This is a genomic window from Corynebacterium sp. 22-2729 (assembly GCF_053479475.1).
Genome location: NZ_JBRBCA010000005.1, coordinates 120,690 through 144,519, shown reverse-complemented (window position 1 = coordinate 144,519; position 23,830 = coordinate 120,690). Strand labels below are relative to the sequence as shown.

At 60.2% G+C, this 23,830-nt stretch carries 22 protein-coding genes; 1 reads left to right on the top strand and 21 read right to left on the bottom strand.

Going from position 1 to position 23,830, the window contains the following annotated elements; translation table 11 throughout:
• The 18 genes from ACUY2T_RS05250 to ACUY2T_RS05165 all read right to left on the bottom strand — a co-directional run bounded on the left by ACUY2T_RS05250 (window position 1) and on the right by ACUY2T_RS05165 (window position 20,589).
• A complete protein-coding gene (locus ACUY2T_RS05250; RefSeq protein WP_448307819.1) occupies window positions 1–1,062 on the bottom strand; it encodes an aminoglycoside phosphotransferase family protein in 1,062 nt (353 codons plus the stop codon).
• A gap of 4 nt (window positions 1,063–1,066) precedes the next feature.
• The gene (rfbA, locus tag ACUY2T_RS05245; RefSeq protein ID WP_448307818.1) at window positions 1,067–1,942 is read right to left on the bottom strand and encodes a glucose-1-phosphate thymidylyltransferase RfbA; all 876 of its coding nucleotides are present in this window, start codon (window positions 1,940–1,942) and stop codon (window positions 1,067–1,069) included.
• On the bottom strand, window positions 1,942–2,649 hold the full coding sequence (gene rfbC / locus ACUY2T_RS05240) for a dTDP-4-dehydrorhamnose 3,5-epimerase (protein WP_448307817.1): 708 nt from the start codon (window positions 2,647–2,649) through the stop codon (window positions 1,942–1,944). Before rfbC ends, rfbA begins: the two co-directional genes overlap by 1 nt.
• Window positions 2,650–2,668: 19 nt before the next feature.
• Window positions 2,669–3,757, bottom strand: a complete 1,089-nt coding sequence (gene rfbB / locus ACUY2T_RS05235; protein ID WP_448307816.1) for a dTDP-glucose 4,6-dehydratase — start codon at window positions 3,755–3,757, stop codon at window positions 2,669–2,671.
• Between the two features lie 16 nt (window positions 3,758–3,773).
• Complete coding sequence (gene ccsB / locus ACUY2T_RS05230; protein ID WP_448307815.1) at window positions 3,774–4,868, bottom strand: c-type cytochrome biogenesis protein CcsB; 1,095 nt, start codon at window positions 4,866–4,868, stop codon at window positions 3,774–3,776.
• 74 nt (window positions 4,869–4,942) lie between these two features.
• Window positions 4,943–6,607: a cytochrome c biogenesis protein ResB gene (locus ACUY2T_RS05225; RefSeq protein ID WP_448307814.1), complete on the bottom strand. Its 1,665-nt coding sequence runs from the start codon at window positions 6,605–6,607 to the stop codon at window positions 4,943–4,945.
• An 84-nt stretch (window positions 6,608–6,691) separates the two neighbouring features.
• Window positions 6,692–7,489 carry a cytochrome c biogenesis CcdA family protein gene (locus ACUY2T_RS05220; protein ID WP_448307813.1) on the bottom strand — a complete coding sequence of 266 codons (798 nt, stop codon included), beginning with the start codon at window positions 7,487–7,489 and terminating at the stop codon, window positions 6,692–6,694.
• Window positions 7,490–8,098 carry a TlpA disulfide reductase family protein gene (locus tag ACUY2T_RS05215; protein WP_293792203.1) on the bottom strand — a complete coding sequence of 203 codons (609 nt, stop codon included), beginning with the start codon at window positions 8,096–8,098 and terminating at the stop codon, window positions 7,490–7,492.
• 2 nt (window positions 8,099–8,100) lie between these two features.
• Window positions 8,101–8,706 carry a histidine phosphatase family protein gene (locus tag ACUY2T_RS05210; protein WP_448307812.1) on the bottom strand — a complete coding sequence of 202 codons (606 nt, stop codon included), beginning with the start codon at window positions 8,704–8,706 and terminating at the stop codon, window positions 8,101–8,103.
• A 97-nt stretch (window positions 8,707–8,803) separates the two neighbouring features.
• A complete protein-coding gene (hemL, locus tag ACUY2T_RS05205; protein ID WP_448307811.1) occupies window positions 8,804–10,135 on the bottom strand; it encodes a glutamate-1-semialdehyde 2,1-aminomutase in 1,332 nt (443 codons plus the stop codon).
• A gap of 66 nt (window positions 10,136–10,201) precedes the next feature.
• The gene (locus ACUY2T_RS05200) at window positions 10,202–12,973 is read right to left on the bottom strand and encodes a heavy metal translocating P-type ATPase (protein WP_448307810.1); all 2,772 of its coding nucleotides are present in this window, start codon (window positions 12,971–12,973) and stop codon (window positions 10,202–10,204) included.
• Window positions 12,974–12,978: 5 nt separating this feature from the next.
• A complete protein-coding gene (locus ACUY2T_RS05195) occupies window positions 12,979–13,524 on the bottom strand; it encodes a hypothetical protein (protein WP_448307809.1) in 546 nt (181 codons plus the stop codon).
• Window positions 13,525–13,526: 2 nt separating this feature from the next.
• Window positions 13,527–14,426, bottom strand: coding sequence for a hypothetical protein (locus ACUY2T_RS05190; RefSeq protein WP_448307808.1), 900 nt, complete (start codon window positions 14,424–14,426; stop codon window positions 13,527–13,529).
• A gap of 32 nt (window positions 14,427–14,458) precedes the next feature.
• Window positions 14,459–15,472, bottom strand: a complete 1,014-nt coding sequence (gene hemB / locus ACUY2T_RS05185; RefSeq protein WP_448307807.1) for a porphobilinogen synthase — start codon at window positions 15,470–15,472, stop codon at window positions 14,459–14,461.
• A gap of 84 nt (window positions 15,473–15,556) precedes the next feature.
• The gene (locus tag ACUY2T_RS05180) at window positions 15,557–17,401 is read right to left on the bottom strand and encodes a uroporphyrinogen-III synthase (protein WP_448307806.1); all 1,845 of its coding nucleotides are present in this window, start codon (window positions 17,399–17,401) and stop codon (window positions 15,557–15,559) included.
• 149 nt (window positions 17,402–17,550) lie between these two features.
• Window positions 17,551–18,597 carry a hydroxymethylbilane synthase gene (hemC, locus tag ACUY2T_RS05175; RefSeq protein WP_448307805.1) on the bottom strand — a complete coding sequence of 349 codons (1,047 nt, stop codon included), beginning with the start codon at window positions 18,595–18,597 and terminating at the stop codon, window positions 17,551–17,553.
• 8 nt (window positions 18,598–18,605) lie between these two features.
• Entirely contained in the window at window positions 18,606–20,108 is a 1,503-nt protein-coding gene (locus ACUY2T_RS05170) for a glutamyl-tRNA reductase (protein WP_448307804.1), read from the bottom strand.
• A 166-nt stretch (window positions 20,109–20,274) separates the two neighbouring features.
• Window positions 20,275–20,589, bottom strand: coding sequence for a glutaredoxin family protein (locus ACUY2T_RS05165; protein ID WP_448307803.1), 315 nt, complete (start codon window positions 20,587–20,589; stop codon window positions 20,275–20,277).
• 88 nt (window positions 20,590–20,677) lie between these two features.
• Between ACUY2T_RS05165 and ACUY2T_RS05160 the strand changes: the two genes are divergently transcribed.
• The gene (locus ACUY2T_RS05160; RefSeq protein WP_448307802.1) at window positions 20,678–21,880 is read left to right on the top strand and encodes an HAD family hydrolase; all 1,203 of its coding nucleotides are present in this window, start codon (window positions 20,678–20,680) and stop codon (window positions 21,878–21,880) included.
• Window positions 21,881–21,976: 96 nt separating this feature from the next.
• Here the strand turns inward: ACUY2T_RS05160 and ACUY2T_RS05155 are convergent, their stop codons facing one another.
• The 3 genes from ACUY2T_RS05155 to proC form a co-directional block, all read right to left on the bottom strand.
• Window positions 21,977–22,078 carry a 30S ribosomal protein bS22 gene (locus tag ACUY2T_RS05155; protein ID WP_003855542.1) on the bottom strand — a complete coding sequence of 34 codons (102 nt, stop codon included), beginning with the start codon at window positions 22,076–22,078 and terminating at the stop codon, window positions 21,977–21,979.
• Between the two features lie 306 nt (window positions 22,079–22,384).
• Window positions 22,385–22,585, bottom strand: a complete 201-nt coding sequence (locus ACUY2T_RS05150; RefSeq protein ID WP_293792386.1) for a helix-turn-helix domain-containing protein — start codon at window positions 22,583–22,585, stop codon at window positions 22,385–22,387.
• Window positions 22,586–22,898: 313 nt separating this feature from the next.
• On the bottom strand, window positions 22,899–23,765 hold the full coding sequence (gene proC / locus ACUY2T_RS05145) for a pyrroline-5-carboxylate reductase (RefSeq protein ID WP_448307801.1): 867 nt from the start codon (window positions 23,763–23,765) through the stop codon (window positions 22,899–22,901).
• Between the last annotated feature and the right edge of the window lie 65 nt (window positions 23,766–23,830).

Sequence of the window (23,830 nt, the reverse complement as noted above, 5' to 3'; positions counted from 1 at the left end):
CTACAAAAGCTTCACGCGGGGTGAGCGCCCCGTCCGGTAGTGGTCGATCAGCAGGAAGATGTTGTCCCAGTTCTTGTAGATCTCAGCCCGGCGCAACACATCCGTATCCTCGGAGCTTTCCGAGGTTCGGCCCCCGTCGGCCGCGCGATACAACGGTCCAGGCATCGGCGGCGGCACTCCTGGCACGGCAGGCGCCTGGCGACGCTGCTCATGTTGAATGATCGCCTGTTCGAACACCAGCTCCGGAAGATTCGGAGAAATGCCGGCGAAATGTGCATAGTCCAGCGCCGGGTCACCGACCGTCATGTCGGAGAAGTCGATGACGCCCACGCCTCCTTCAGCGTTCCACAGCATGTGTTCCTCGTGCAGTTCGCCATGAGTCAGCGCCCGCTGCTGGTTCGGCCGGGCGAGAAGGTCATCAATCTGGCCAAATATTTGCTCTACGAAGTCCAATTCCGCGACCGTGAGGTGCGGAACCAGATTTGCTTCCACGCGAGACTTCATCAGTTCATTTTTGCCCGGGAGAGTGCGCGGGGCATGGCTCAGAGTGGAGGTCGAAGCACCGTCAGTCCACCAGGAATCCACGCGGCTCATTGGCAGGACATCGGGGTCGAAGGCGTGCATCGTGGCCAGTAGACTTCCCAGCTGCTCGGCCACCCAGGCACGTTGACTGGCGGAAAGCGACTGCCACAATTCCGCGCTCAGTGGTTCGCCCAGCATTTCCGTCTGCATGGTCAGCATCACGGGTTCGGCGGTGTTGAAAGTCCCGCGCGCGTAGGCCTGCCGCACCGTCCCCGGCACACGTACCTTTGTGCGGCGGAACAGTTGCGCGATCAGCGAAGATTCCAGCATGGCTTGGGCTCGGTATTCCTTTTCGAAGGGCACGCGAACCACGACAGATTCCGGGAGCATGTCGTTAAGCTCGTATTCCTTGGATCGCAGCCCGTCCAGAATCACCACCGCATGGTCGATGCCCTGCTTCGGCACGCGCTGCCCCGACCATTCCAGATCGCGCCATGTGCGTGCCACCAGGCCGGGGATCGTCTCGATAGAGATAGCCACTTGTCTACCGCTCTTTTCCGCGTTTCATTAATGCGCTGAGGTACTGTCCATATGCGCTTTTGCCTAGTTTGTCTGCTGACGCCCGCAGTTGTGCATCATCGATGTACCCCAGGCGCCAAGCAACTTCCTCCGGGCAGCTGATCTTCAGGCCTTGCCGCTGTTCGACGGCACGGACGAAGTCGCCAGCAGCGGCGAGATCATCTACCGTTCCGGTGTCCAACCAGGCGGTTCCGCGCGGCAGTACCTCCACGTGCAGGCGTCCTTCGGCCAAATAGCGACGGTTGATGTCGGTGATTTCCAGTTCCCCGCGCTCACTGGGCTCCAGTGACTTAGCGATCTGCACTACGGCGTTGGAGTAGAAGTACAGTCCCGGTACCGCGTAGTTGGACTTCGGCTCAGCGGGCTTTTCCTCCAAGCTCAGCGCCGTGCCCTCGCGGTCGAACTCCACCACGCCATAGGCTTCTGGCTCGGCCACCCAGTAGGCAAAGATCGCTCCGCCTTCGGGGTTGTGGAAGCGCCGCAGTTGGGTTCCCAGGCCGGTGCCGTAAAAGATGTTGTCGCCCAGAACCAGAGCCACGGAGTCATCGCCGATGAAGTCTTCGCCAACGATAAAGGCCTCAGCCAGACCATTCGGCTGATCCTGAACCGCATAGCTGATTTGTACTCCGAACTGCGAGCCATCGCCGAGGAGGCTGCGGAACTGCTGCGCATCCGCACCCGTGGTGATCACCAGAATGTCGCGGATCCCTGCCAGCATCAGGGTGGTCAGTGGGTAGTAGATCATCGGCTTGTCGTACACGGGCACTAGCTGTTTGGAGACGCCCTGTGTAATCGGCCAAAGCCTCGAACCGGTTCCTCCGGCCAGGATGATGCCCTTCATTAGTTGGTATCTCCCTGCTCGGGAGCCCACTCATCAGCCGACTGCAGCGCCTCGGCCCAATCCGCGCGCAGTTGTGCTTCCCATGCACGTACCTCCCGGTAGTTCGGCAAACGATCGCGTACCTCACTGAGGCTCGGTGCCGCATGGTCTTTGTCCGAGAGCACGGCTTCTTCCTTTGTGACGCCCCACGCCACAGCCAGTTCCGTATCAAACGGGTCGATGCCGTATTCCCGCTCTGGGTTATACGCTTCGGTGACCAGGTAGTTCACCGTCGTGTGGTCGGCATGTGCACGGAAACCATGTCCTACGCCCAAGGGTACGTAGACGCTGACATTATTCTCCGCTGACAGCTCCACGGTGATGTGCTGGCCGAACGTCGGCGACCCCACCCGCACATCCACGAGTACGTCGGTAATAGCGCCCGCCAGGCAGCTGACAAACTTCGCCTGTCCTGGAGGAACGTCTGCCAAGTGGATGCCACGCACCACGTCTCGCGACGAGCGCGAGAGATTCCCCTGTGCTACTTCGAAGGGGTAACCGAGCTTCTCACCAAAAGCCTCCGCTTTGAAACTCTCGTGGAAACTGCCCCGGCCGTCGCCATGCACGCGAGGCACATACACCCAGGCTCCGGGGATCGGTAAATCCACGATGCTGCCGGGTTCAGCGGCGGCTAGTAGCTCATCGGTGCGCGAGGTCGTATCACTCATAGCTTCTACTTTAGCGGCGTTATGCGGGATCTATTTCTTGCTCGTTATCCCGGTACTTTCTTTCGGACGCCGCCCTGGATTCAACCCACCACTTCTCATTGCGGCGATACCACTCCACTGTCTTGGCGAGCCCGGAAGCGAAATCCGTAAAGTGCGGCTGCCACCCCAACTCGGCGATACTGCTGGGGTCGATGGCATAGCGCCGGTCATGGCCTGGGCGATCCGTAACATGCACAAAATCATCCGCCGGACGGTCGAAGATCTCCAGTAGATCGCGCACAACCTGTAGGTTGGATCGCTCCCCCTCCGCGCCGATCAGGTAGGTCTTCCCCACTTTCCCGGAGTCGAGGATCGCCCACACCGCGTCGTTGTGATCATCCACGTGAATCCAGTCGCGCACGTTCTCACCTGTCCCGTACAACCGGGGCTTCTGCCCTTCGATTAGGCCGGTGATCTGGCGAGGGATGAATTTCTCGGGGTGCTGGCGTGGCCCGTAGTTGTTTGAACAATTCGAAATCGTCGCTTGCAGTCCCCGCGAGCGGACGAACGCGCGTACGAAGTGATCCGCCGCAGCCTTCGAAGCTGAGTAAGGCGAGGACGGATTGTACGGGGTATCCACCGTGAAACGATTCGGGTCGTCCAAAGCGAGGTCGCCGAAAACCTCATCGGTAGAAATATGGTGCAGGCGCACACCAAAATCAGCGGCAGCCTGAGCAACATTCAAGGTGCCCTCTACGTTTGTACGGGCAAAGATCGCCGGGGTGGCCAGCGAATTATCGTTATGGCTTTCCGCCGCGAAGTGCACAATCGCTACCCTCTCGGAGGAAGGTTGCTCGCTGGTGCCGCTCGCCGCGATCACTCGCTCCAAGGCGGCCCGGAATGCCGGGGCGTCTGCCACGTCCCCTTCGATGAACTCCACCCGCCCCGGATAGGCATCCTCCAGCGGGATGCCCTCGTCCGTCCGTAGATTCAACGGATTAGCGGCATACGTGAGGGCGTCAAAAATAAATACCTTGACGTCCGGCCTGGTTTCCAGTGTGCGGTGCACAAAGTTAGCGCCAATGAAACCCGCCCCGCCGGTGACGAGGACAGTAGAGAAAGTGCTCACGCTGTTCCTTTGGTGACTAGTTCAGGCCGGCGTAGGAGTGCAGGCCGGAGACCACCATGTTGATGAAGAAGAGGTTGAATACCATCGTGGCGAAGGCAAAGACGTTGATCCACGCAGACTTCGGGCCACGCCAGCCCGGGGTGGCGCGGGCGTGCAGATAAGCAGCGTAGAGGATCCAAGTGATGAAGGATACGGTCTCCTTCGGATCCCAGTTCCAAAAGCGTCCCCATGCAGCATCCGCCCAGATTGCGCCGAAGATAATACCCAGGCCGAAAATCGGCAGCGCCCACACGGCGGTGCGATAAGCCAGTGCGTCCAGCTTGCTGGCCTCTGGCAGCGGGGCGGCGAACGTCCGCAGCCAACCCTTTTCCTCGCCCTTCGGCTGTGCACGGCGTACCAGATACATCAGCGAAGCCAGGCCAGACATCATGCCGATACCAGCACCAATAGCAACGGTGGAAACGTGAATGACCAGCCAGTAGGACTGCAGTGCCGGAACAACCGGGGCGGTCTCTGCGTATAGCTTGGTGCCTGCGTAGAACAGCAGACCCACGACCGGGGTCAGAATCCATGGCCACATCACACGCATGGCCTTACGGCGCACCATAGACGCGGCGATGACCATGGCAAACAGCGTGACCACACCGACATATTCGAAGAGGTTGCCCCACGGGAAGCGGTTCGTAGCCAGGCCACGCAGAACCACGAACACGGCATGCATCGACACGGCCAGCCAGACCAGCGCCTGGGTAATACCACCCAGTTTGTCCACAAGATTCAGAGACTTGGTTACCTGCTCAGAGCGCAGGCGCTTGGGCAGTTGTGCTTCGAAAACCGCATAGTCAGGCTCCTCGGCCCTACTTTCGTCAGCAACCGAATCCACCCCAGCGCCAACGCCCGCACCGACGGCGACCTTCGCGGTGGAGTTAACCTTTGCAGATTCCTTGGCACGTAGCTTCTCCAGGTCAGCGGCTCGCTGGTGGCGACGGTCATTGGCCATACGCACAATGCCGTAGAACACAAGAGACACGGCAAGAGCCAGCAGATACAAAGCCTCCGCGGTACGGAAGGCTAAGTCGGAGAAATCGGATAGCTGTGGATCGATCTGCATCGAAAATCCTTCTAAAGAAAAGTCTTAAATCGCTACAAAGTGACAGCTTAGCCCCTGTTCACGCGCTTCCACAATCACCTATCTGGGTGAGAAGAAAGGTGATCGTCCACGTGATCTTCCCAATCGGCAGTGTCCACGTCGTAATCCTCGTCGAGGGCCTCTTCTTCCAACCCCAGTACGCGCTCGGCGCGACGGTTGAATTCCTTACCCCAACCGGCGGAATCGGTACGGGAAAGCCCGGCGATCTGGATACGCGTGCCGGCACCCTCCGGGGTCACGCGTACCCAGAAACGACGACGCTTCACAGCCAGGGAGCCGACCAAAGAAACCAGCATGAGCAGGGCAAACACCAGAACCCACGTGGTAGTTGGGTCCTTGGAGATCTGCAGGTTCACAAACTCCTTTGCCCCATCGAAGGTGATCTTCGTACCGTCGTCCAGGGTGACGGACTCACCCTTCGTCAGGTTCACTCGGTCCAGCATCTGCATCTGACCGGAATGCAAAGCCTCACGATCCAGCGAGAAAATATTCTGGCTGCGGCCACCGTCCAGGCCAGTATCACCGCGGTAGACGTCGATGGCCACTGCCGGATCTCGCATCGCCGGGAAGTTGGAGGAAAGGATCTTACCCTTTGGACCGGTCCACTCTGCCGACGGTGCAAATAGTCCCTGCAGCGAAATCTGGTGCTTGCGCCGTTCCTGTAGGTCGGGGTATATACCTGCCGGCGGGTCCCAGCGCACCGCACCGGAGGACAAGAAATAGGTCATGTCGTCCGGGCGGAACTGGACGGTCTCGGTGCGCTTTTCTCCGTTCGGCCACGTAATGGTGAACGTTGGAGCATAACCGTGCCCCTGCAGGTACACGCGGTTGCCCTGGAAGCGCAGTGGGTGGTTCACCTTGAGCGTCTCGTGCTGCCACTGATCCGTGGACTTAAAGGCGGTCTCCTTGTCGGCAAAGTCAATGTTGGACTCAAAACCCACTGCCTGGCCGTTTGGAAGATAGTCACCCTTGAAATCCTTGACGTGAACACAGAAGGGGGTCAGCCCTGTGCCGTCAAAGAGGGGACCATTGCGGAAAGAATCGTAGTTAGACACCGCAGAGTTGCAGAACTGCGACTGTTCGCCCTCGGTGCCGGACACCACGACGACTTGTCCCTCGTAGTAGACCATCTTGCCCGCCGCCACGGCGATGAGAATGCCAACCAGCGACAAGTGGAACACCAGGTTCGCAGCCTCACGCAGATATCCCTTTTCCACCGAGATGGACCATGCCCCGGCGCGGTCGTTTTCTTTATCGACCTCGTTGAGGTTCCAGCCCTTGAATTCCTTCCGCAGGGATTTCTGTACCTCTTCCACTGATTCTTCGACGGTGCCGGAGTAGTGATACGGCATGCGGTCCAAGCGTTTCGGCGCCGGTGGTGGGGAGGAACGCAGTGCCTTGTAGTGGTCAATGCTGCGTGGCAGGATGCAGCCGACCAGGGAAATGAAGAGCAACACGTAGATTGCCACGAACCACGTAGAGCTAAAGACATCGAAAAGCTGCAACTTGTCGAAAACCTGGGCGGTCTTGCCGTTGGCGTCAATATATTCGGCAACCTTGCCCTCGTTGAGCGACCGCTGTGGTAGCAGCGCTCCCGGGATCGCAGCCAGCGCCAGGAGGAAAAGCAGCACCAGGGCAGTCTTCATCTTCGTGAGCCACAGCCAGCCCTTCTTCGGCAAGCTCAGGATCGTCTTCAGCATGGTTGCTCTCTCGTACTTTCGCTTTCTCGTTTTTATTGACGCCTACTTTTTCGACGCCCCGCTCGGGTCAGTAACCCGGGCGGATCAGATCGGCAAGGTCTTATCCGAGATAAAGACCTCTCGGATGTATTCCACAAACACCGACCATTGGCCGGTGACCAGCAGTAGACCGACGATGATAAGCAGCGCGCCACCGATCATTTGAATTGTGCGGGAGTGCTTGCTTAGCCAACCGATCCCCGTCAGTGCCTTGGAGGATCCCAATGCCACGATAATGAATGGTAGCCCGAGCCCCAGACAATAGGCGACGATGAGGATCACACCCCGGGCAGCTGTCATCCCCTGGGTACCGGCGGAGACCGAAATGATCGAAGCGAGTGTGGGGCCTAGGCAGGGGGTCCAGCCCAGGGCGAAAACTCCGCCCAGCAGAGGCGCGCCGGCGATAGTCGTCCAGCGCTTGGGGCTCAGGCGCGTGTCGCGTTGCAGCGGGGAGATGAACCCCATGAACACCACACCCATGGCGATCGTCACCACGCCACCAATGCGCATTAAGAGCGCTTGGTTCAAAGTCAGGGCGCTGATCACACCGAAGACTGTGGCCGTGGCGAGCACAAATACGACGGTAAAGCCCAGCACAAACAACAGTGCAGCAGTGGCCACCCGGCCCCGCTTGGCCTTAACCACCGTGCCTTCTTCGGTGAATTCAGTCTCCGCGCCAACGACTCCCGCTAGGTAGGAGATATAGCCCGGCACGAGCGGGATGACGCACGGCGAGGCGAAGGAAACCAGGCCCGCAGCCGCAGAGACCAGCAGTGCAAGCAACAACGGACCGGCGGCTGCCGTATCCGCGAAGGTCTCTCCGATCGACTCCGCGAGGATCATTTATTTGTCCTCATTCAACAGCGGTTCGACCTGCTCCCACAGTTCCTTATCCGTGATTTCCTTCAAGAAGATATGTGCCGGGCGATGCTTCTTGTCCAACACAATGGTGGTGGGGATGACGGAGGCCGGCACGCCGCCTAGTGCTAGAGCAGTCTTAAACGGCGGATCGTAAATCGACGGGTAGGTAATCCCGTTATCTTTCACGAAATCCTGTGGCTTCTCCTTAACACTGTCTCGCACGTTAATGCCCAGGACGGTACCGCCTCCGTGCTTCTCCAGCTTCTCCTGCACTCGTTGCAGGTCATCGGATTCACTACGGCAGGGGCCACACCACTGACCCCAGGCATTGAGCACCACGACTTGTCCCTCGAAGTCACTGAGGTTGATGTCCTTGTCGCCATTCAGGTTTGTGCCGGTGAAGTCAGCGACCTCTTTGCGCTCCTCGGGCTTGTAGTGGATGCTTGTCTGTCCGCCGGGAGACACGAATTCAAACTTGCCGCCACTAGCCACGGCATTAGTGCCTGCGGTGTTGTCTTCGCCGCACGCAGAAAGTGCTGCGCCGCTGGCAAGGAGGCAGACCGCAAGCGCTGCGGTGGTGGTTTTACGCACGGTTAAATCTCCTGTGCTGGCTCGGAGTAAAAGATATCCGTCAGGTGTCCGCCGTCGTACACCAGCGAGGTCACAGATGCCAGCTCGCACTGTCGATCCGCTGGGTTGTGTGCCAAAGGCAGCCCCTGGACGTCGCGTTGGATCATCACGATGGGCAGCTGGTGACTCACCAATACGGCTTCATGCCCTCGCGCCTTTTCACGCGCGGTGTCAATGGCCTGCCACATGCGTTCGGCGATCTCCTGGTAAGGCTCACCCCAACTGGGAATGGTGGGGTTCTTCAGCATCGGCCAACGCTTCGGATTCCACAGAGCACTGCGCACACCCTTGATGTGCAGACCCTGCAATTCGTTACCCGCCTCGATGATCCGCTCGTCCGTCGTTACGTCCAGCCCGAGCTTCTCTGCAAAGGGGCGGGCGGTTTCTTGCGCCCGCTCGAGTGGGGACGCGGCCAGGTAAACCACATCGTGATCAGCGAGGTCAGAGGCGGTGGCGTGTGCCATGTTCCGTCCTCGCTCGGAGAGGTGATAACCGGGCAGACGGCCATAGAGAATGCGATCCGGATTGTGCACTTCTCCGTGCCGTACAAGGTGAACGATCGTTGCCATGGTCACCTAGCTTAGCGTGCCGACCACCTCAACCCAAGTAAGGCGATCCCTGCTTTAAGGGGTTCTTACTGGGGTTTTAGCTTTGTGGTATCAGGCTTCAGCGGGTGGGGGTGGCTACCGCAGCAGCCGCGGCGGCTGGAGCGGCAGCTGCCGCGATCTTCTCAAAGTCCGCATCGCTGAGCGCCGTAGAGACGAACCAGGTCTCAAACACGCTCGGCGGAGCAAATACCCCAGCGTCCAAGAAGGTGTGGAAGAACGCCGGGTAGCGGAAGGTATCTGCTGCCTTCATATCGGCGAAGTTCGTGCCCTCCCCCTCGGCAAAGCGCACGCTCAGCATGCTTCCTGCACGCTGGATGTTGTGAGCGACGGAGGCCCTGGTCAAAGCATCGGACAGGATGCCTGCCAAAGTGTCGGCATTCGCATCGAGTTTCTGGTACGCGGCGGCGTCGGCGAGCTTCAAAGAGGCCAGACCCGACGCAACGGCGACGGGATTGCCCGACAACGTGCCTGCCTGATACACCGGGCCGACCGGCGCGAGGTGGTCCATAATCTCCGCCTTACCGCCAAATGCGGCGGCAGGTAGGCCGCCCGAAACAACCTTGCCAAAGGTGGTGAGATCGCCGGCCACGCCGTCCTTGCCAAACCAGCCGGACTCGGTGACGCGGAAGCCAGTCATGACCTCATCGACGATAAGCAGAGCGCCATTGGCGTGGGCGATACGCTGCAGCTCTGCATTGAAGTCCTGTGGGTTGACCGTGCCCATGTTGCCCGGCGCGCCCTCGACAATGATCGCGGCAATTTCGCCCTCGTGGGAGGCAAAAGCATTCTCGACGGCCTGCACGTCGCTGTAGGGAACCACGACAGTGTCGCCGGCGGCGGCCTTAGTGATGCCCGGGGAATCCGGCAGGCCAAAGGTAGCGACGCCTGAACCAGCCGCAACCAGTAGTGAATCCACGTGGCCGTGGTAGCAGCCTTCGAACTTTAGGATCTTGTCGCGTCCCGTATAGCCTCGCGCCAGACGAATAGCGGACATGGTGGCCTCAGTACCCGAGTTGACCAAGCGCACCTTTTCTACCGAGGTGCGGCGGACGATCTCCTCCACCAGATCCACCTCCACCGTGGTCGGGGCGCCGAAGGACAGGCCATGGCCTGCGGCCTCACGGACTGCCTCGACGATCTGCGGGTGAGCGTGACCGTGAATCATCGGCCCCCAGGAGCAGAACAAATCCACATAAGAGTTCCCGTCGATATCGTTCAGCGTGGATCCCTGCGCGGAGGTGATAAACGGTGGGGTTCCGCCTACCGACCCGAAGGCGCGAACTGGCGAGTTCACACCGCCCGGGATCAGGGCACGTGCCCGATCCATGGCCTCGGCACTGGCCTGATGGTTGGAGTTGTCAGAGTGCTGCGCATCGACGTTGACAGACACGAAAGGAATCCTTTCCGCCACTTCCGGAAAAGTGGTTAGCTTGCAATCCCCACCAGCCTAGCGCGGCTAGGCCTGTGCCTGGTCAATCTCCTCGTCCAATGCCTCAGCACGGGCTAGAGAAATAGCCTCGGCGCGTTGCTTCTCCTGCTTGCGCAGTTCGCGGATCTCCCTACGACGGGCTACCCATCCCTGCCACGAGTGCGTCTGGCGCAATGTGCCCCGCGCGTAATTGCGGTGCAGGATACGCGCGCTGCGACTTTCGATCAGCGTAGAGCTGAGCAGCATAAACAAAGTTGCCAACAGTGGGTTAAGCACACCGGCAACGGCTAGCATCGCGCCGACGACGTTATAGGTCCAGGACAACCACACATTCCAGTCAGTGGTGTTGCGCACGTGGCGAACCAAATTCACCAGCTCCGGCAGAGCCGATACGTCCTCGCGCTGCATCACCACGTCCGCCACCTCAGAAGCAGTCGGGTCAATACGGTTCGAAGAGGCCATGAGGATGCCCACGTCCGCCACTCGTAGGGCACCCAGCACATCACTGTCACCCACCATTGCCACGCGCACACCCGCGGCGTGCACACCGCGCACCGTCGCCTCCTTGCGGTTCGGCGCAATACCTGCCAGCACCGTGGAGATGCCAATAGAGTTAGCTGTGCGGCGAGCCACCGGGTAGATGTCGCGGGAGAGCATATAGGTCTCCAACTGCATGTCTTCCAGCCGATCAATGGCAGCCGGGGCATCGTCCTTAAAGCTATCCGCCAGGCTAATTACCCCGCGGTCCTTGCCCTTCCAGCTCACGATGACGGGGGAACCGCCGCTCAGCACGGCAGTCGCCAGGTGTGGATCGCGCACCTCACCGAGGTCATGCGGACGCCACAGACGCGCCTTCACATTGCGCATCTCCCCTTCCACTGGCAGCTCTACCATGCCCTCGAACGTGCCGTCCTTGGTGATCTTCACTTCACCGACATCCAACCAATGCGGGATCCCCTCCCCACCTGTACCCGCGTCACGTGCTTCTCGATCGGCACGCACCAGCGCGCGAGAAACGGCGTGGTTCGATTCCAGGGAAAGCGCTCCCGCCACGCGCAGGATCAGATCCGGGTTCTCTCCCTTGGAAGGGGTTACGCCGATGACGTGCATCGGTCCTTCAGTGAGAGTGCCGACTCGGTTGAAGATAATGGCGTCGACCTCAGCGAGCTTGTGAATCGTACCCGTATCGCGCAGCAACGCGCCGGAAGTGGCAGCACGCCAAAGTCCCAAGCGCAGCGCCAGCGGAGCAGACAGAGCCAATGCGACCGGAGCCACGACGGCCAGCAACGAAAGCACCGTGGCCATTGCTGCGTCGACGGACTTGGTGATCGCCAACCAGGCAATGAAGTCTACGATAGCCAGGCCGAACGCCCATGGCACCAGCAGGCTGGCTGTACGGTTTGTCAGCTGGGACAAGCGGGTTTCGTCCAAAGCTGAACCGCGCACCCACCGGTGCATCGCGGCCAGGCGGGTAGAGGAACCTGTCGCATGCACGCGCATCTTCAATGCGGCGCCGTGGTTTCGGGCGCCGGCGTAAATCCGATCGCCAACAGAGACCTCAAAGGTACGGTGCAAACCACCGACCGGCCCCATGTCCACAAGGGACTTACCGCTAATGATCTCGCCATCACTTGGCACCATCATGCCGGTGGGGATGATGATGTCATCCCCCGTGCGGATCTCCGCAATCGGAATGTTCTTCTTTTCAGTCTTCGACTTGCGTGTCTTGCGCACCACCGTGACTTCCTTGGCCGCGGGCACCGTAAGCACGGACAAGATCGACTTGGAGCGCAGCGCCGTTCGGCGGGATAGCAATCTGCCGAACAGCAGCAGGATCGTTCCACCACAAGCCACGTCAAAGAACACTGCACCTTCGAGGTGCTGGGCAGACCACACGCCTGCGAACAGCACTTGGTGGCTCTGCCAGCCCACATTGCCAGCCGAGGAGAAGATCAACATGCACGCCGAGTACACATAGGCCAATAAAATCGCCACGGAACTGGCACCGTCGAGTGCCGATTGTCCGCGCCTAAGCCCACCGAGGAAAGCCCGGTGGAAAGGCCACGCGCACCATGTGACCACCGGGGTGGCTAGTGCGAGGCAGATCCACTGCCAATAGTCGAACTGCCAGGCGGAAACCAGCTGCATTACCACCACCGGTAACCCAAGCAGCACAGCGACGATCAGCCGCATGCGGGTAATGAGCTGCCGGGCAGTGTGTAATCCTTCCGTCGGGTCGAAAGGGTTATTGCGCCGGAACCGCTCGAATTCCACTTTGCCTGCATCGCGTCGTTTGCGGCTTTCTGCTGCCGCCCACGCGCGTCGGTGGGCACTGGCGTGGCGCCGCATACGTCGACGGGTTTCCTCAATCTCCAGCCTGGCGGCGCGACGGCGGAGCGAGGAATCGGTCAGCCAGCTATCTAGGTTGTGTTTTTCCAGCACCTCTTGGATCTGCGTCAGGCTCACCTGATCTTCTGCGGAGATCCACACCATTCCCGTGGAGTACACCACGGCGGCCTGCACGCCCGAGATGTTGTTGAGTTCGGTTTCTACGGTGGTGGCATCCACCGCGCTTTCCAGCCCCTCCACTCGATAGGCGAAGCTGGTCAACCCCCAGTGCTCCCGGGGCGCGCGTTCGACTTCTTCCGGCGACTGGGGAGAGCGATCCATGTCGAAGCCAGCCTTCGCCGCAGCCTCGCGTGCCTGCAGGATGGCTTCGTCGACGTCGTCGACCTCCACGGAAGATTGGCTCGCGACTCGGCTACTGGTCGGTACGATCTGAGAATCGTTTTCTGACATTTCTCCTAGCCCCGCAGTATGTCTCCCGGAAGGGTGCCATCACCCTCGACGGGAGCTTCGGTCGACGGTTTCCCGGCGTCAAAATAAGGATTGGCAGCGGGCCTGTAGGCCAAAAGCAACGCTACGGCCAACAGCAACGCCAAAACAGCCTGCCCCGGTCCGGTGAACTGGAAAACCCAACCTGCCAGCATAAAGAAGATACCGATCGCACCAGCCCACAGCACCAGGCGTCGCTTGCTGCGATTACCATCGCGTATGCCGCGGGAGAAGAACGCCAACACGGCGCCGACCACGATGCTGATTGCACCGAGAATGCGCACATTGTTGCGGACAAAGTTCATGCGCTCTGCTTCCTCGGGATTCAGCGGTTCGCGATCCCACGAGGCTGTCAACGACAGGACCCCAAAGAAAATCATCAGTATCCCCAGGATCAGCAGCATCGCAAACGAGACAATAACAATGCGCGGTGTGGGGTCGCCCGGCTTCCAATAGTGGACCTTGCGGTTTTGGTCGTCACCGCTCGGCACCATCGAAGGGAACATTGCAGGCATGCTTAGCGCCCTCCCCAGGTGTGGTCGTTGTGGTTGGTGCGGTCGCTGTCCTCGCCCGTGCCTGCGTTTGTCTTGGCGTTCGCCTTTTCCTTTGCCCTGTCCCTGTTTTCTTTTTGACGGTTTTCTTTTTGACGCCGCGTCTCCGCCCGATACTCGTCGAGCTCCTTGGCGTACTTATCCATCTCCTTGTCGCTGGGGATGCCCAACCAATCACGGTTATCCGGGCGGGACATAAACCAGAGTCCCAGCGCGGCACCCACTCCAGAAAGAATGGTCAAGATGCCGATGATCAGCACGAACCCTACGGGCATGTACTCTGGCCCGCTGGCAAACGTGATGAGCACTGCATTGAAGATCATGAACACAGAGGCCACGTTGAGGAAGAGACGCGAGTACGGTGCGCCCCGTCCCGCACGCCAGGCCAGGTATGCACAGACGGCGGAAGCAATAATGCCCCACACCAGCGAGCTGATGTTCACCTGCGTGGCGATCTGCGAAGCATCCTGATCTGCCAAAACGCTGGCAAACAACCCGCTTTGGCTGTCCAGCATCCCCTGGCTGCTCTGCGTCAGCGCACGCGGATCCACAATGTTTGCCACGAATTGCACCACACTGGCCAAGAGCTGTAAAACGGCGACGCTCAACCATGCCCACACGCCGTAACGTACGTCCTCTGGCGCGTTCTTGATATCCGGAGCTAGGCCGTCTTTGCGGCCCACCTTCGGCGGCTTCGGCGGTTTCGGGGTGCCCAGCGGCCCCTGCTGTCCTGGGGCTCCCTGGGGTATGCCATACCCCTGTGGCGCCATCGGTGGCCGCTGCTGGGGGCCGGTGTGCGGCCCACCCATCTGGCGTGGATCTTGTTGTTGGGTATTCATTCGTGCGCTGCTGTCGGTGCTGTTCATACAGCCACCTAGCCTACTGTGATTACCGTCGTTTAAGCATCTTTGCCATTGAGCATCTGGGCTACGCGGGTGGCCCAGTAGGTCAGGATGATGTCTGCTCCGGCGCGACGGATGCCGTACATGGATTCCATAATCGAAGCGTCCAGGTCAATCCACCCCTTGTGGGCGGCTGCGGAGATCATCGCGTACTCTCCGGAGACCTGGTAGGCCGCGACCGGCACCGGAGACATGTCAGCAATTTCACGCAGAACGTCCAGGTAGGGCATTGCGGGCTTGACCATAACCATGTCCGCACCCTCGTCGATATCCAGTTGGGTTTCCAGGATGGATTCCCGTAGGTTGCGCGGATCCTGTTGATAGGTGCGCCGATCGCCCTGCAGCGAGGAACCAACGGCCTCGCGGAAAGGTCCAAAGAACGCGGAGGCGTATTTCGCGGAATACGCCATGATTGACACGTCCTGGAAGCCGGCATTATCCAGTGCTTCACGGATGTAGCGAATCTGTCCATCCATCATTCCGGAGGGGCTCACAATGTGGGCGCCGGCCTCCGCCTGGGCTACTGCCATTTTGGCGTACTGCGGCAGGGTGGCGTCATTGTCAACGATCTGGTGGCCAAAGCGATCCGTGGAAAGTACACCGCAGTGGCCGTGGTCTGTGAACTCGTCGAGACAGGTGTCGGCCATGACCAAAATATCGTCGCCGAAACGCTCTCGAACGGCGCGCACCGCGCGGTTGAGAATGCCATCTTCGGCCACCGCCTGGCTACCGGTTGCATCCTTGTCTTCGTCCCGGGGCACACCGAACAGGTCGATGGAGCCCACGCCCGCCTCCGCAGCTTCTTCCACTGCGCGCAACAGCGAATCCTCGGTGTGCTGTTGCACCCCCGGCAGGCTCGTAATATCGCGTGGCGCATCCAGCCCATCAGCGATAAACATCGGCAGCACCAGCCTGTTGGGGTTCAGATCCGTCTCCGCAGTGAAATTACGCATCTGCGGGGACGTGCGAAGTCGGCGGGGACGGCGAAACGGAGTGTAGTTCGAAGTCATGTCCACGATGCTACTCCCGCGCCCGGACGGGAGTTCATCGCCCCGTCACGCGGTCGCCGAGGTGCTTGTCCGCCGCTCAGTGCTTTACTTTTCGGTGGTCTTTTTCCGACGCCGCCTCCGCTTTCGCGGCGGCGGAAGTTGTCCCTTGGCGCGCAGGTCAGCCACGTGGGCAGCGAGGGCGTCAACCAGCTCCGGTACCCCAGCTGCTTCGGGCATCACGTCGACGCGCAGGCCATGCTCACGGGCGGTCTGCGCAGCCATCGGCCCGATGCAGGCAATGATCGTGCGGTTATGCGGTTTGCCGGCGATTCCCACCAGATTCTTCACGGTCGAGGAACTGGTGAAGCAGACCGCGTCAAAACCACCGGTTTTGATCATGTCGCGGATCTCCGGGCTCGGCGGGGCGGCGCGGACAGTACGATAAGCCACCACGTCCTCGACGTCCCAGCCCAACTCAATCAGGCCATCGACCAGCACGTCTGTGGCGATATCTGCGCGTGGCAGCAACACACGGTCCACCAGATCCAGGTCTGGATCGTGCGGTGGGAAGACATCCACCAGACCAGCGGCATTACGTGCGTCATCCTTGGGCAACAGCTCAGGCGTGATACCCAGATCTTTCACTGCCTGAGAGGTCTTCGGCCCTACAGCGGCCACGCGCACACCTGCAAGAGCGCGGGCGTCCAGGCCAAACTCACGAAGTTTGTCCCAGACGGCCTTCACGGCATTAACGCTGGTGAAGACGATCCAGTGGTAACGACCGTCCACGAGCCCCTTGATTGCGCGTTCCATCTGTACGGGACTGCGCGGCGGCTCGACGGAGATCGTGGGAACCTCCACCGGGATTGCGCCGTGCGAGGCTAGACGGGCGCTCATTGGGCCGGCCTGGTTCTTCGCACGCGGCACCAGGACGGTCCAGCCATAGAGTGCGCGGTTTTCCCACCAGGAGTATTTGGAGCGGTTGCCGACCTGGGAACCGATAGTCACGATCAGCTCATCAGGCAGCTCGCCGTCCTTGGCAGCTGGGCCGGACTGCGTGGTGATGGACTTCATCGTATCCAGCGTGGCGTCGTAACTGCGCTGGCGGCGGGTGGTGCCGTGCAGTGTCACTGTCGCGGGGGTGTTTCCCGCAATGCCACGGGACTTCAGTTCCTGTGCGATTGTGGCCAGGTCGTCCGGGGCGGCGGTGATAATCAGCGGCAAGCCGGCGGCGGCCAGCTGATCCCAATCAGTTCCGCCGCGTACGTCCGCCTCGGTAACGTCAGGTCCCACGCCGATGCCGGTGAAAGCGGGCACGGCCACGGAACCTGTCATGCCCGGGATCACCTGGAAGTCCACGGAGCTGGCCGCGACGTGCTGCAGCTCATCCATGACGGCCGGGTTGCTCAGCGGATTACCGGCGACGAGTCGCACAACGTCGTTGCCTGCCTTTGCACAGGCGATCATCTGCTCGGCCAGCACGTCTGGGGCTACGGCCAGGGAAACTCCAGTGGAGTCGAGTTCTTCCGCGGACTCACCGGAGGTCTGTTCTTCCGTAGCCTGCGGAGTATTTTCCATTGCCGCCGGGGCAGCCAGCACGATCTCGGCAGCGGTCGGCGGGGCGGGGCGCGGCGGACGACGGCGAGCGCCAGCTTCCTTAGCTGCCTTTACCTGTGCCTCCCACTCAGCTTCGGCGGCATCCAGCTTGGCCTGCGGCACCGGGAGCCGGGTGGCAATAATGTTCCGTACGGATCCCAATACAGCCGGGTCAACCCAAGCGTGAGCGGTGGTCTCCAGAATGTCGCGCGCACGGATGGTCAACAGCTCCGGGTTTCCGGGGCCCGCGCCCACGAAGAGGATCCGGCCGTGTCCAGTGGGAGCCAGGTCGGCTACTGACGCCACGGTAGCGGAATCAGTGCCTCCTACCTGGGCAAATCCGGAATCGGTCATGGTGGAACTTTCTATTTTGTCGGGGTTATTAAGATTTTTTGAAAGCAGTGCTCAACAGGAAATGTGAATGTCTCCAGGACTTTTGGCACTTCGCTGCCGAGCTGAAAGGGCTGTGATTCATCCCCTGAGGGCGTCACAAAGAAAGTGAGTTAATCGGCTTCAGCCACTATCTCGGCGGCACCATCCTTGAGAAGTTTTTTGCCTATGTCAGTGCCTATGGCTCTGGCGGCATCTATGTACTCCTGCCAACGGGGTTCCTCAGCTGCCGGGAATCCCTTATCAGAGGCGGGGGCTGGTATGTCGAAGGCAGCTTCGCCAACCTGCACTAACTTGCGGGATCCATCCATGGCGAATACGCCACCGAATACGCGCAGAACGTGCCGCTCCTGTTCACTGCCTGTGGTGTCCTCCAGCTCTGTCCACAGGGAATATGCCGCTACAGGGGCGGTGCAGCCGGCTTCCAGGGTGGAAAGGACGGCACGTTCCGCGACGGCAGCCATGTGGCTGGGCAGGTGATCCAGGTGGCTAACCGCCTGCCAGGCAGCATCATCGTCAGCGCGCACCTCCACGCTCAGCGCACCCTGAGCTGGCGCGGGCATGATCGTGCTCGGGTCGATCGACTCGGCAGCGCGGTCCAGCTGTCCGACGCGCTCCAACCCGGCGCGGGCTAGAACCACCGCATCCAGATCTTTTTCCGTTCGACCCATGCGGGTATCGATATTGCCGCGCAGTGGCATTAGTTCCAGGTCGGGACGGACTGCCCGAATCTGGGAGACACGGCGGGGAGCAGACGTACCTACCTTGGCGCCTTGTGGCAGCTCCAGCAATGCTTCGCCATTGCGGCTCACCAGCACCTCACGCGGATCCACTCGCCGCGGGACTACGGTGCGAAAACGTGGGTCGGGTGCGGTGGGCAGATCCTTGAAGGAGTGCACGGCGACATCACATTCGCCAGCTTCGAGAGCCTTACGCAAGGTCTCAGTGAAGACGCCCACGCCGATCTGCGCGACCGGTGTCTGTGCGGCCTGCGAGGCATCACCCGGGGTATGGACGAGATGCAGTTCCGCCTGGTAGCCCGCGGCGAGCATGGCTGCGCGGACATGACTGGTCTGAGTGGTTGCCAGGGCGGATCTACGGGTGCCAATCAGGAAAGTGCGGCTGTGTTCAGCGGTCGGGTTAGGCGTGGTATTGGACATGAAAAGTCTTAAGCCTCCTTCGCTACCTGGCTAATACGGGCAGCGCTTGGGATTTGATCAGCGCGGGCAACGGTTCCTGTAGTAGATCCCACAGTCTGGGGTGTGCCTGTTGTAACCTGCCCCGGCTGCGTAACAGAATCCACCATGCCGTTCGGCAAGTTGAACAACGCCGCGAGCGCATCCGGGTAACTAACCTGCTGGCCTCCGGCGGAAAGCTTCTTTGCCTGCACCGTCGGCGTGTGCAACAACTTATCCACCACACGCCTCATCGACTTAGCTACCGCTGCGCGATCCGCTTCGGACATGTCGGGGGTCAGACGCTCCAATGCCATTAGTTCCTCGGCCATAACCTCACCGGCCTTCTTACGCAGAGCCTTAACAGTGGGCACTACGGACTGCGCACGCTGCTGTTCCAAGAAGCTCTGCAACTCGTCAGCGACGATCGCTCGGGCGGGATCCTCGTCCTTCACACGATCGCCCGCCATCGTGGTGAGTTCCTCGATGTTCAGCAGCTTGACGCCCTCAACGTCGGCCACGGAACGCTCAATGTCCGCCGGCATAGATAGATCGATCAGCACCTTTGTCCCGGTGCTGGAGGCGGAACCGAAGCCAACCCCGGCATCAACTGCGGCTCGCACGGCCTGTTCGGTCACGACATTTCCGACAGCACCCGTCGCGGATACCACAATATCCACCGCATTCAGGCAATCCGCCACTCCATCAAGTGGCACAGCAGAGGCATCCACCCCGGCTTCGCGAGCATGGTTTACCAAGTTCTCCGCCCGCGACAGCGTGCGATTGGCCACAGTCACGTGGTCGATACCCAGCTTCCCCAGGTAGGTCGATGCCAGGGAGGCCATCGCTCCCGCACCAATGATCAGCGCGCGGTGGCCTGCCAGGGGTTGAGACGTAGGGGCGTCATCCACAACAGAGGAAAGAGCGTGCGCGGGCTCGACATAGCGCAGAGCCTGATCCACCGCGAAGGAGACCATGGAAGCACCTGCCGAATCGATGCTGGTCTCGGCGTGTACGCGCTTACCCGTGCGCAGGGCGCGCTGCGTCAGATCGTGCAGGGTGCGCCCGACTGTGCCCGTTTCATTGGCGGACTGATAGGCGCTGCGCAGCTGGCCGATGATCTGTTGCTCCCCCACTACCATAGAATCCAGCCCGGAAGCGACCTTCAGCATATGTTCCGCCGCGGAGTCGGCGTAGTGCACATACAAATGCGGCTCCAAGTCCGCGGCCTGCAAACCAGAGAACTGCGCAACCGTCTCCACCACATGATCCAACCCGGAGTGGAAGGCGTTGGCGACAGTGTAAAACTCCATGCGGTTACACGTGGACAGCACAAGAGATTCGGAAATCACATCGTTATCCACCAACGAAAGCTGCAGCTTAGGAAGATCCGCATCAGCCACCGAGGCCTGCTCCAGCATCGTCACCGGCGCCGAACGGAAAGACAGCCCGACCAGCAACACCGACGCGGAACCAGTCCGGGTGTTACTACTCATTTGTCTTCAGGCCTCCTGCGGGGATCACTTAGGGCGGCAGCACATGGCTCACCCCCAAGTTGTTACGAGTGTCTACGGTAGCCCTTAACCCACCCCGTTGCCAAAACGAGTTCCCACGGCTGATATATGGGGCCCGCTGGGCTCCCCTTGCGCCCTATCGATTCAGTTAGTGGTTCTGTTCCAGCGCTGCGATCAGGTCATCGTCGTCGATTTCCCAGCAGGCGACTTCCTCGTCGTCGACGAGCACGACCGGTACACGATCGCCGAATTCTTGTGCCAATTCTTCTTTTTCCTTGGTGACGCCACCACGGTCCAGTTCAATCACTTCCACCGTCGTGCCATAGCGATGTGCGATGGGGAGGATTTGCTGGTGTACGCGGGCACAGGATCCGCAAGTCGAACGGGTAATCAGCTGCACGCGTGCCTGCGGCTGCCCAGCTGTGGCGAAAGCATTATCTGCTGCGATGTTGTCGGAACTCACGGGTGATCATGCTACCCGTCAGCCTGGACGGAACAAGCGCTCTTGCAGAGGGACGCTTATGCGGTGCTTTCAGGGTAACTTTGTCTATGTGAATGAAGCGCCTGATCTGGAACCGTCGGACCGCCCCAAGCCAGCCCCTCGCTGGCGCGTGGGTTGGCGCTATACCAGTAGCGAATGGCGTGGTTACCTACGCGCCCTGTCGCTGAGCGCCAGGGCATATTTCCGGGAGCTCCGCGATGAGCGCGCTGCAAAGGTTCGCCACGCAGATCATGAGGCCGCTACTGAGGATGAAGTAAAGGAAAAGGTGGCGTCGTCTCCAAACCTACAGGTCGGGTACGGCACCGGGGCGCCACAAGCACTGTGGGAACTCAGCGAAGCGCAGCTGGATCAGCTCGCGCACAACTACGCGATTGACGGCAATCAGCTACGCACCGGCCTAGCGAACCTGGAAGGTGCGGGCATCGCAACGATGCCACCGCGCCACCTGGAACATCCGGATCCATCGATTCCGCAGGACACGGGCGTAGGTGCATTTTTCGACGTGGACAACACGCTCATCAAAGGAGCTTCAATTTTGCTCTTCGCGCGTGGCCTGGCGAAGCGTCGCTTCTTCACCGTGCGGCAGCTACTTGGCTTCATTTGGGTGCAGCTGAAGTTTCGCACATTGGGTAAGGAAAGCGCCGACGATATCTCCAGCGGCCGCGAACAAGCCCTGGCACTCGTGAAGGGACGTAAAGAGTCCGAGGTTATCGAGATGGCACAGGAGATCTGGGACGCGACCATAGCGGAGCGAATTTTCCCGGACACCAAGGAACTGGCCGATATGCATATCCAGGCAGGGCAACAGGTGTGGTTGGTGACGGCCTCGCCAGTGCAGCTGGCTCAGATCATCGCTAAGGAGCTTGGCTTCACCGGCGCATTGGGCACGGTGGCCGAGGTAAAGAATGGTCGTTTTACCGGCCGCATGGTCGGTGACTTGCTGCATGGTGAGGAAAAGAAGCATGCGGTGATCGCCCTGGCGAACTACGAAGGGCTGGATCTGAGCCGTTGTACCGCATACTCCGATTCCGTAAATGACCTGCCAATGTTGTCGACCGTGGGCACGGCGGTGGCTATTAACCCGGATTCGAAGCTGCGAAAGGCTGCGACCGAGCGGGGCTGGGAGGTACGTGACTATCGGCGACTACGCCGCATGCTCCGACGAGTAGGTGGCCTGCGCCTTGCCCTAGGAGCCGGTGCACTGGGGCTGGCTAGCGGTTGGGCGTGGGTTTGGCGGAAGCAGTCCCGCTAGCGCCCAGTGTCACCCCGCAAGCACGCAAAAACCCACCGGGGCTGCGCCTTATATCGGGGCGTCCGCGGTGGGTTTATTTATATGCGGCAGCGGAGGTTACTTACCGAGCTTCCTACGCTGAACGCGAGTCCGGCGCAGCATCTTGCGGTGCTTCTTCTTGGACATGCGCTTGCGGCGCTTCTTGATGACAGAACCCATGGGGTAAGCCTCGTTTCTCTCGGTTAGTTATCTCTTCAATGCAAAGGTCTGCTCCCCCACCGCCGGACCTTTTACGGCGGCAGGGAAGATGTGTCCTCGAATGTGCGCGAGCCGCCGCGACGGGCGACCGCATAAGAGTTTGCTCACACTCGCAGACACGAATGTTCCACAGTTTAGCCTCCCCCACCGCGGAGAAACAAAAATCCCCCATCACCGGGTCAGCGGTCGAAGCCACTGAGTACCGATAATGGAGGACTGTTGTTTCTGCTAAATCAGACCGTATCTGAGAACTGCAGGTACGGTTCTTTAGCCGGTCTGGCCGGGGTTGTACTCGGAAGCTCCGAGGTACGCATCAACGGCAGATCCGCGAACACGGAAGTTGCGGCCAACCTGAACGGCAGGCAGCTCCTCCGAGTGGATCAAGCGGTAAACAGTCATCTTCGACACGCGCATCAGATCAGCGACCTCTGCGACGGTCAGAAATGTTCCATTATCGGTGTTAGCCATAGATCATTCTCTTTCTTTTGCGCTCTCATGCGCTGCAGGCTTCCCCTCCTGCAGGACGTCACACGTGATCGCTCGCGAACCATCATAACGTGAAACCTGTGAACAATGTGCAACAAGGGGAACCATTGAGGGCAGTTTGCCCCGAGTGACTCACGCAACTCGGGGTAATAAAGCTCACGCCAGTGATCGCTCGTGACTGGATTGAACAGGCGTGATTTGTGTTAAATAAATGTGTCTAAAAAGATCACTGGGGTCGACTGTGTAGCGGTGAAACTAACCCCAAATGGGCGTGACGCTACCGCTATGCGCCGAACTAGTCGTCGTTGTTCGCAGACTGTGCACTCGGCTTCGGCGCACCCAGCTCTTCAGAACGATCCTTACATGCCTCCATCGCACGGTAGAAGGCTCCGCGGAGGCCGGACTCTTCCAGCTCGCGCAGAGCCGCCGCCGTGGTACCGCCCGGGCTTGTGACCTTGGTGCGCAGAACGGACGGTGTATCCCCGCCCTCGGCGAAGTTCTGGGACATCATGGTGGCCGCGCCCTGCACGTTAGCGATAGCCAGCTGCTCCGCCAGCGGGCGTGCCAGCCCCAGCTGCACTGCCGATTCGATCATGGCTTCCACAACCAGGAAGATATAGGCCGGACCCGAGCCGGACACAGCCGTCACCGCATCCAGGTCCTTTTCCTTGACGATGACAGCCTCGCCGACCTTGGACATGATGTCCTGCACCGTCTTCAGCTGACCCTCTTCGGCAAAGCGACCGCCCGCGATACCGATGGCGCCCTGACCGACCAGCATTGGGGTATTCGGCATTGTGCGCACCACGGTGGTACCGGCCGGCAAAGTGGATTCCATGGTGCCGATGGTGACGCCCGCAGCCAGGGAAACCACGATCGTGTCCTGTGAGTTGCTATCCAGCACCTCCGCTACCTCATCCAAAACAATGGGGACGATGTTGGGCTTTACACAGATGAAGAGGATATCGGTACCTTCAGCAGCCTCGCGCCCCTCGTGGGCGGTGACCATGCCGTACTTATCCTTCAGCTCGTCGAGTCGCTCCTGCGACGGATCCGCAACGATGATTTTCTTAGCGTCTGCGGCATCCTTCGTATCCGCAACGATTCCGGCCAGCAGGGCCTCGCCGATATTTCCTCCGCCAATAATTCCAATTTGAGTCATATAACCCAGCGTGCCAGGATTGGCGGCTTCCTGCTACCTCCCCGCTGGCTCCCCCCATGCCAGCG

Bases quoted from the DNA above. Each gene is read 5' to 3' on its own strand.
- hemC (WP_448307805.1), bottom strand. From the start codon at position 18,597: ATGTCCAATACCACGCCTAACCCGACCGCTGAACACAGCCGCACTTTC.
- ACUY2T_RS05150 (WP_293792386.1), bottom strand. From the start codon at position 22,585: ATGGCTAACACCGATAATGGAACATTTCTGACCGTCGCAGAGGTCGCT.
- hemB (WP_448307807.1), bottom strand. From the start codon at position 15,472: ATGACTTCGAACTACACTCCGTTTCGCCGTCCCCGCCGACTTCGCACG.
- ccsB (WP_448307815.1), bottom strand. From the start codon at position 4,868: ATGCAGATCGATCCACAGCTATCCGATTTCTCCGACTTAGCCTTCCGT.
- ACUY2T_RS05225 (WP_448307814.1), bottom strand. From the start codon at position 6,607: ATGCTGAAGACGATCCTGAGCTTGCCGAAGAAGGGCTGGCTGTGGCTC.
- ACUY2T_RS05155 (WP_003855542.1), bottom strand. From the start codon at position 22,078: ATGGGTTCTGTCATCAAGAAGCGCCGCAAGCGCATGTCCAAGAAGAAG.
- ACUY2T_RS05210 (WP_448307812.1), bottom strand. From the start codon at position 8,706: ATGGCAACGATCGTTCACCTTGTACGGCACGGAGAAGTGCACAATCCG.
- ACUY2T_RS05195 (WP_448307809.1), bottom strand. From the start codon at position 13,524: ATGCCTGCAATGTTCCCTTCGATGGTGCCGAGCGGTGACGACCAAAAC.
- ACUY2T_RS05190 (WP_448307808.1), bottom strand. From the start codon at position 14,426: ATGAACAGCACCGACAGCAGCGCACGAATGAATACCCAACAACAAGAT.
- ACUY2T_RS05180 (WP_448307806.1), bottom strand. From the start codon at position 17,401: ATGACCGATTCCGGATTTGCCCAGGTAGGAGGCACTGATTCCGCTACC.
- ACUY2T_RS05200 (WP_448307810.1), bottom strand. From the start codon at position 12,973: ATGTCAGAAAACGATTCTCAGATCGTACCGACCAGTAGCCGAGTCGCG.
- proC (WP_448307801.1), bottom strand. From the start codon at position 23,765: ATGACTCAAATTGGAATTATTGGCGGAGGAAATATCGGCGAGGCCCTG.
- rfbC (WP_448307817.1), bottom strand. From the start codon at position 2,649: ATGAGTGATACGACCTCGCGCACCGATGAGCTACTAGCCGCCGCTGAA.
- ACUY2T_RS05220 (WP_448307813.1), bottom strand. From the start codon at position 7,489: ATGATCCTCGCGGAGTCGATCGGAGAGACCTTCGCGGATACGGCAGCC.
- ACUY2T_RS05170 (WP_448307804.1), bottom strand. From the start codon at position 20,108: ATGAGTAGTAACACCCGGACTGGTTCCGCGTCGGTGTTGCTGGTCGGG.
- rfbA (WP_448307818.1), bottom strand. From the start codon at position 1,942: ATGAAGGGCATCATCCTGGCCGGAGGAACCGGTTCGAGGCTTTGGCCG.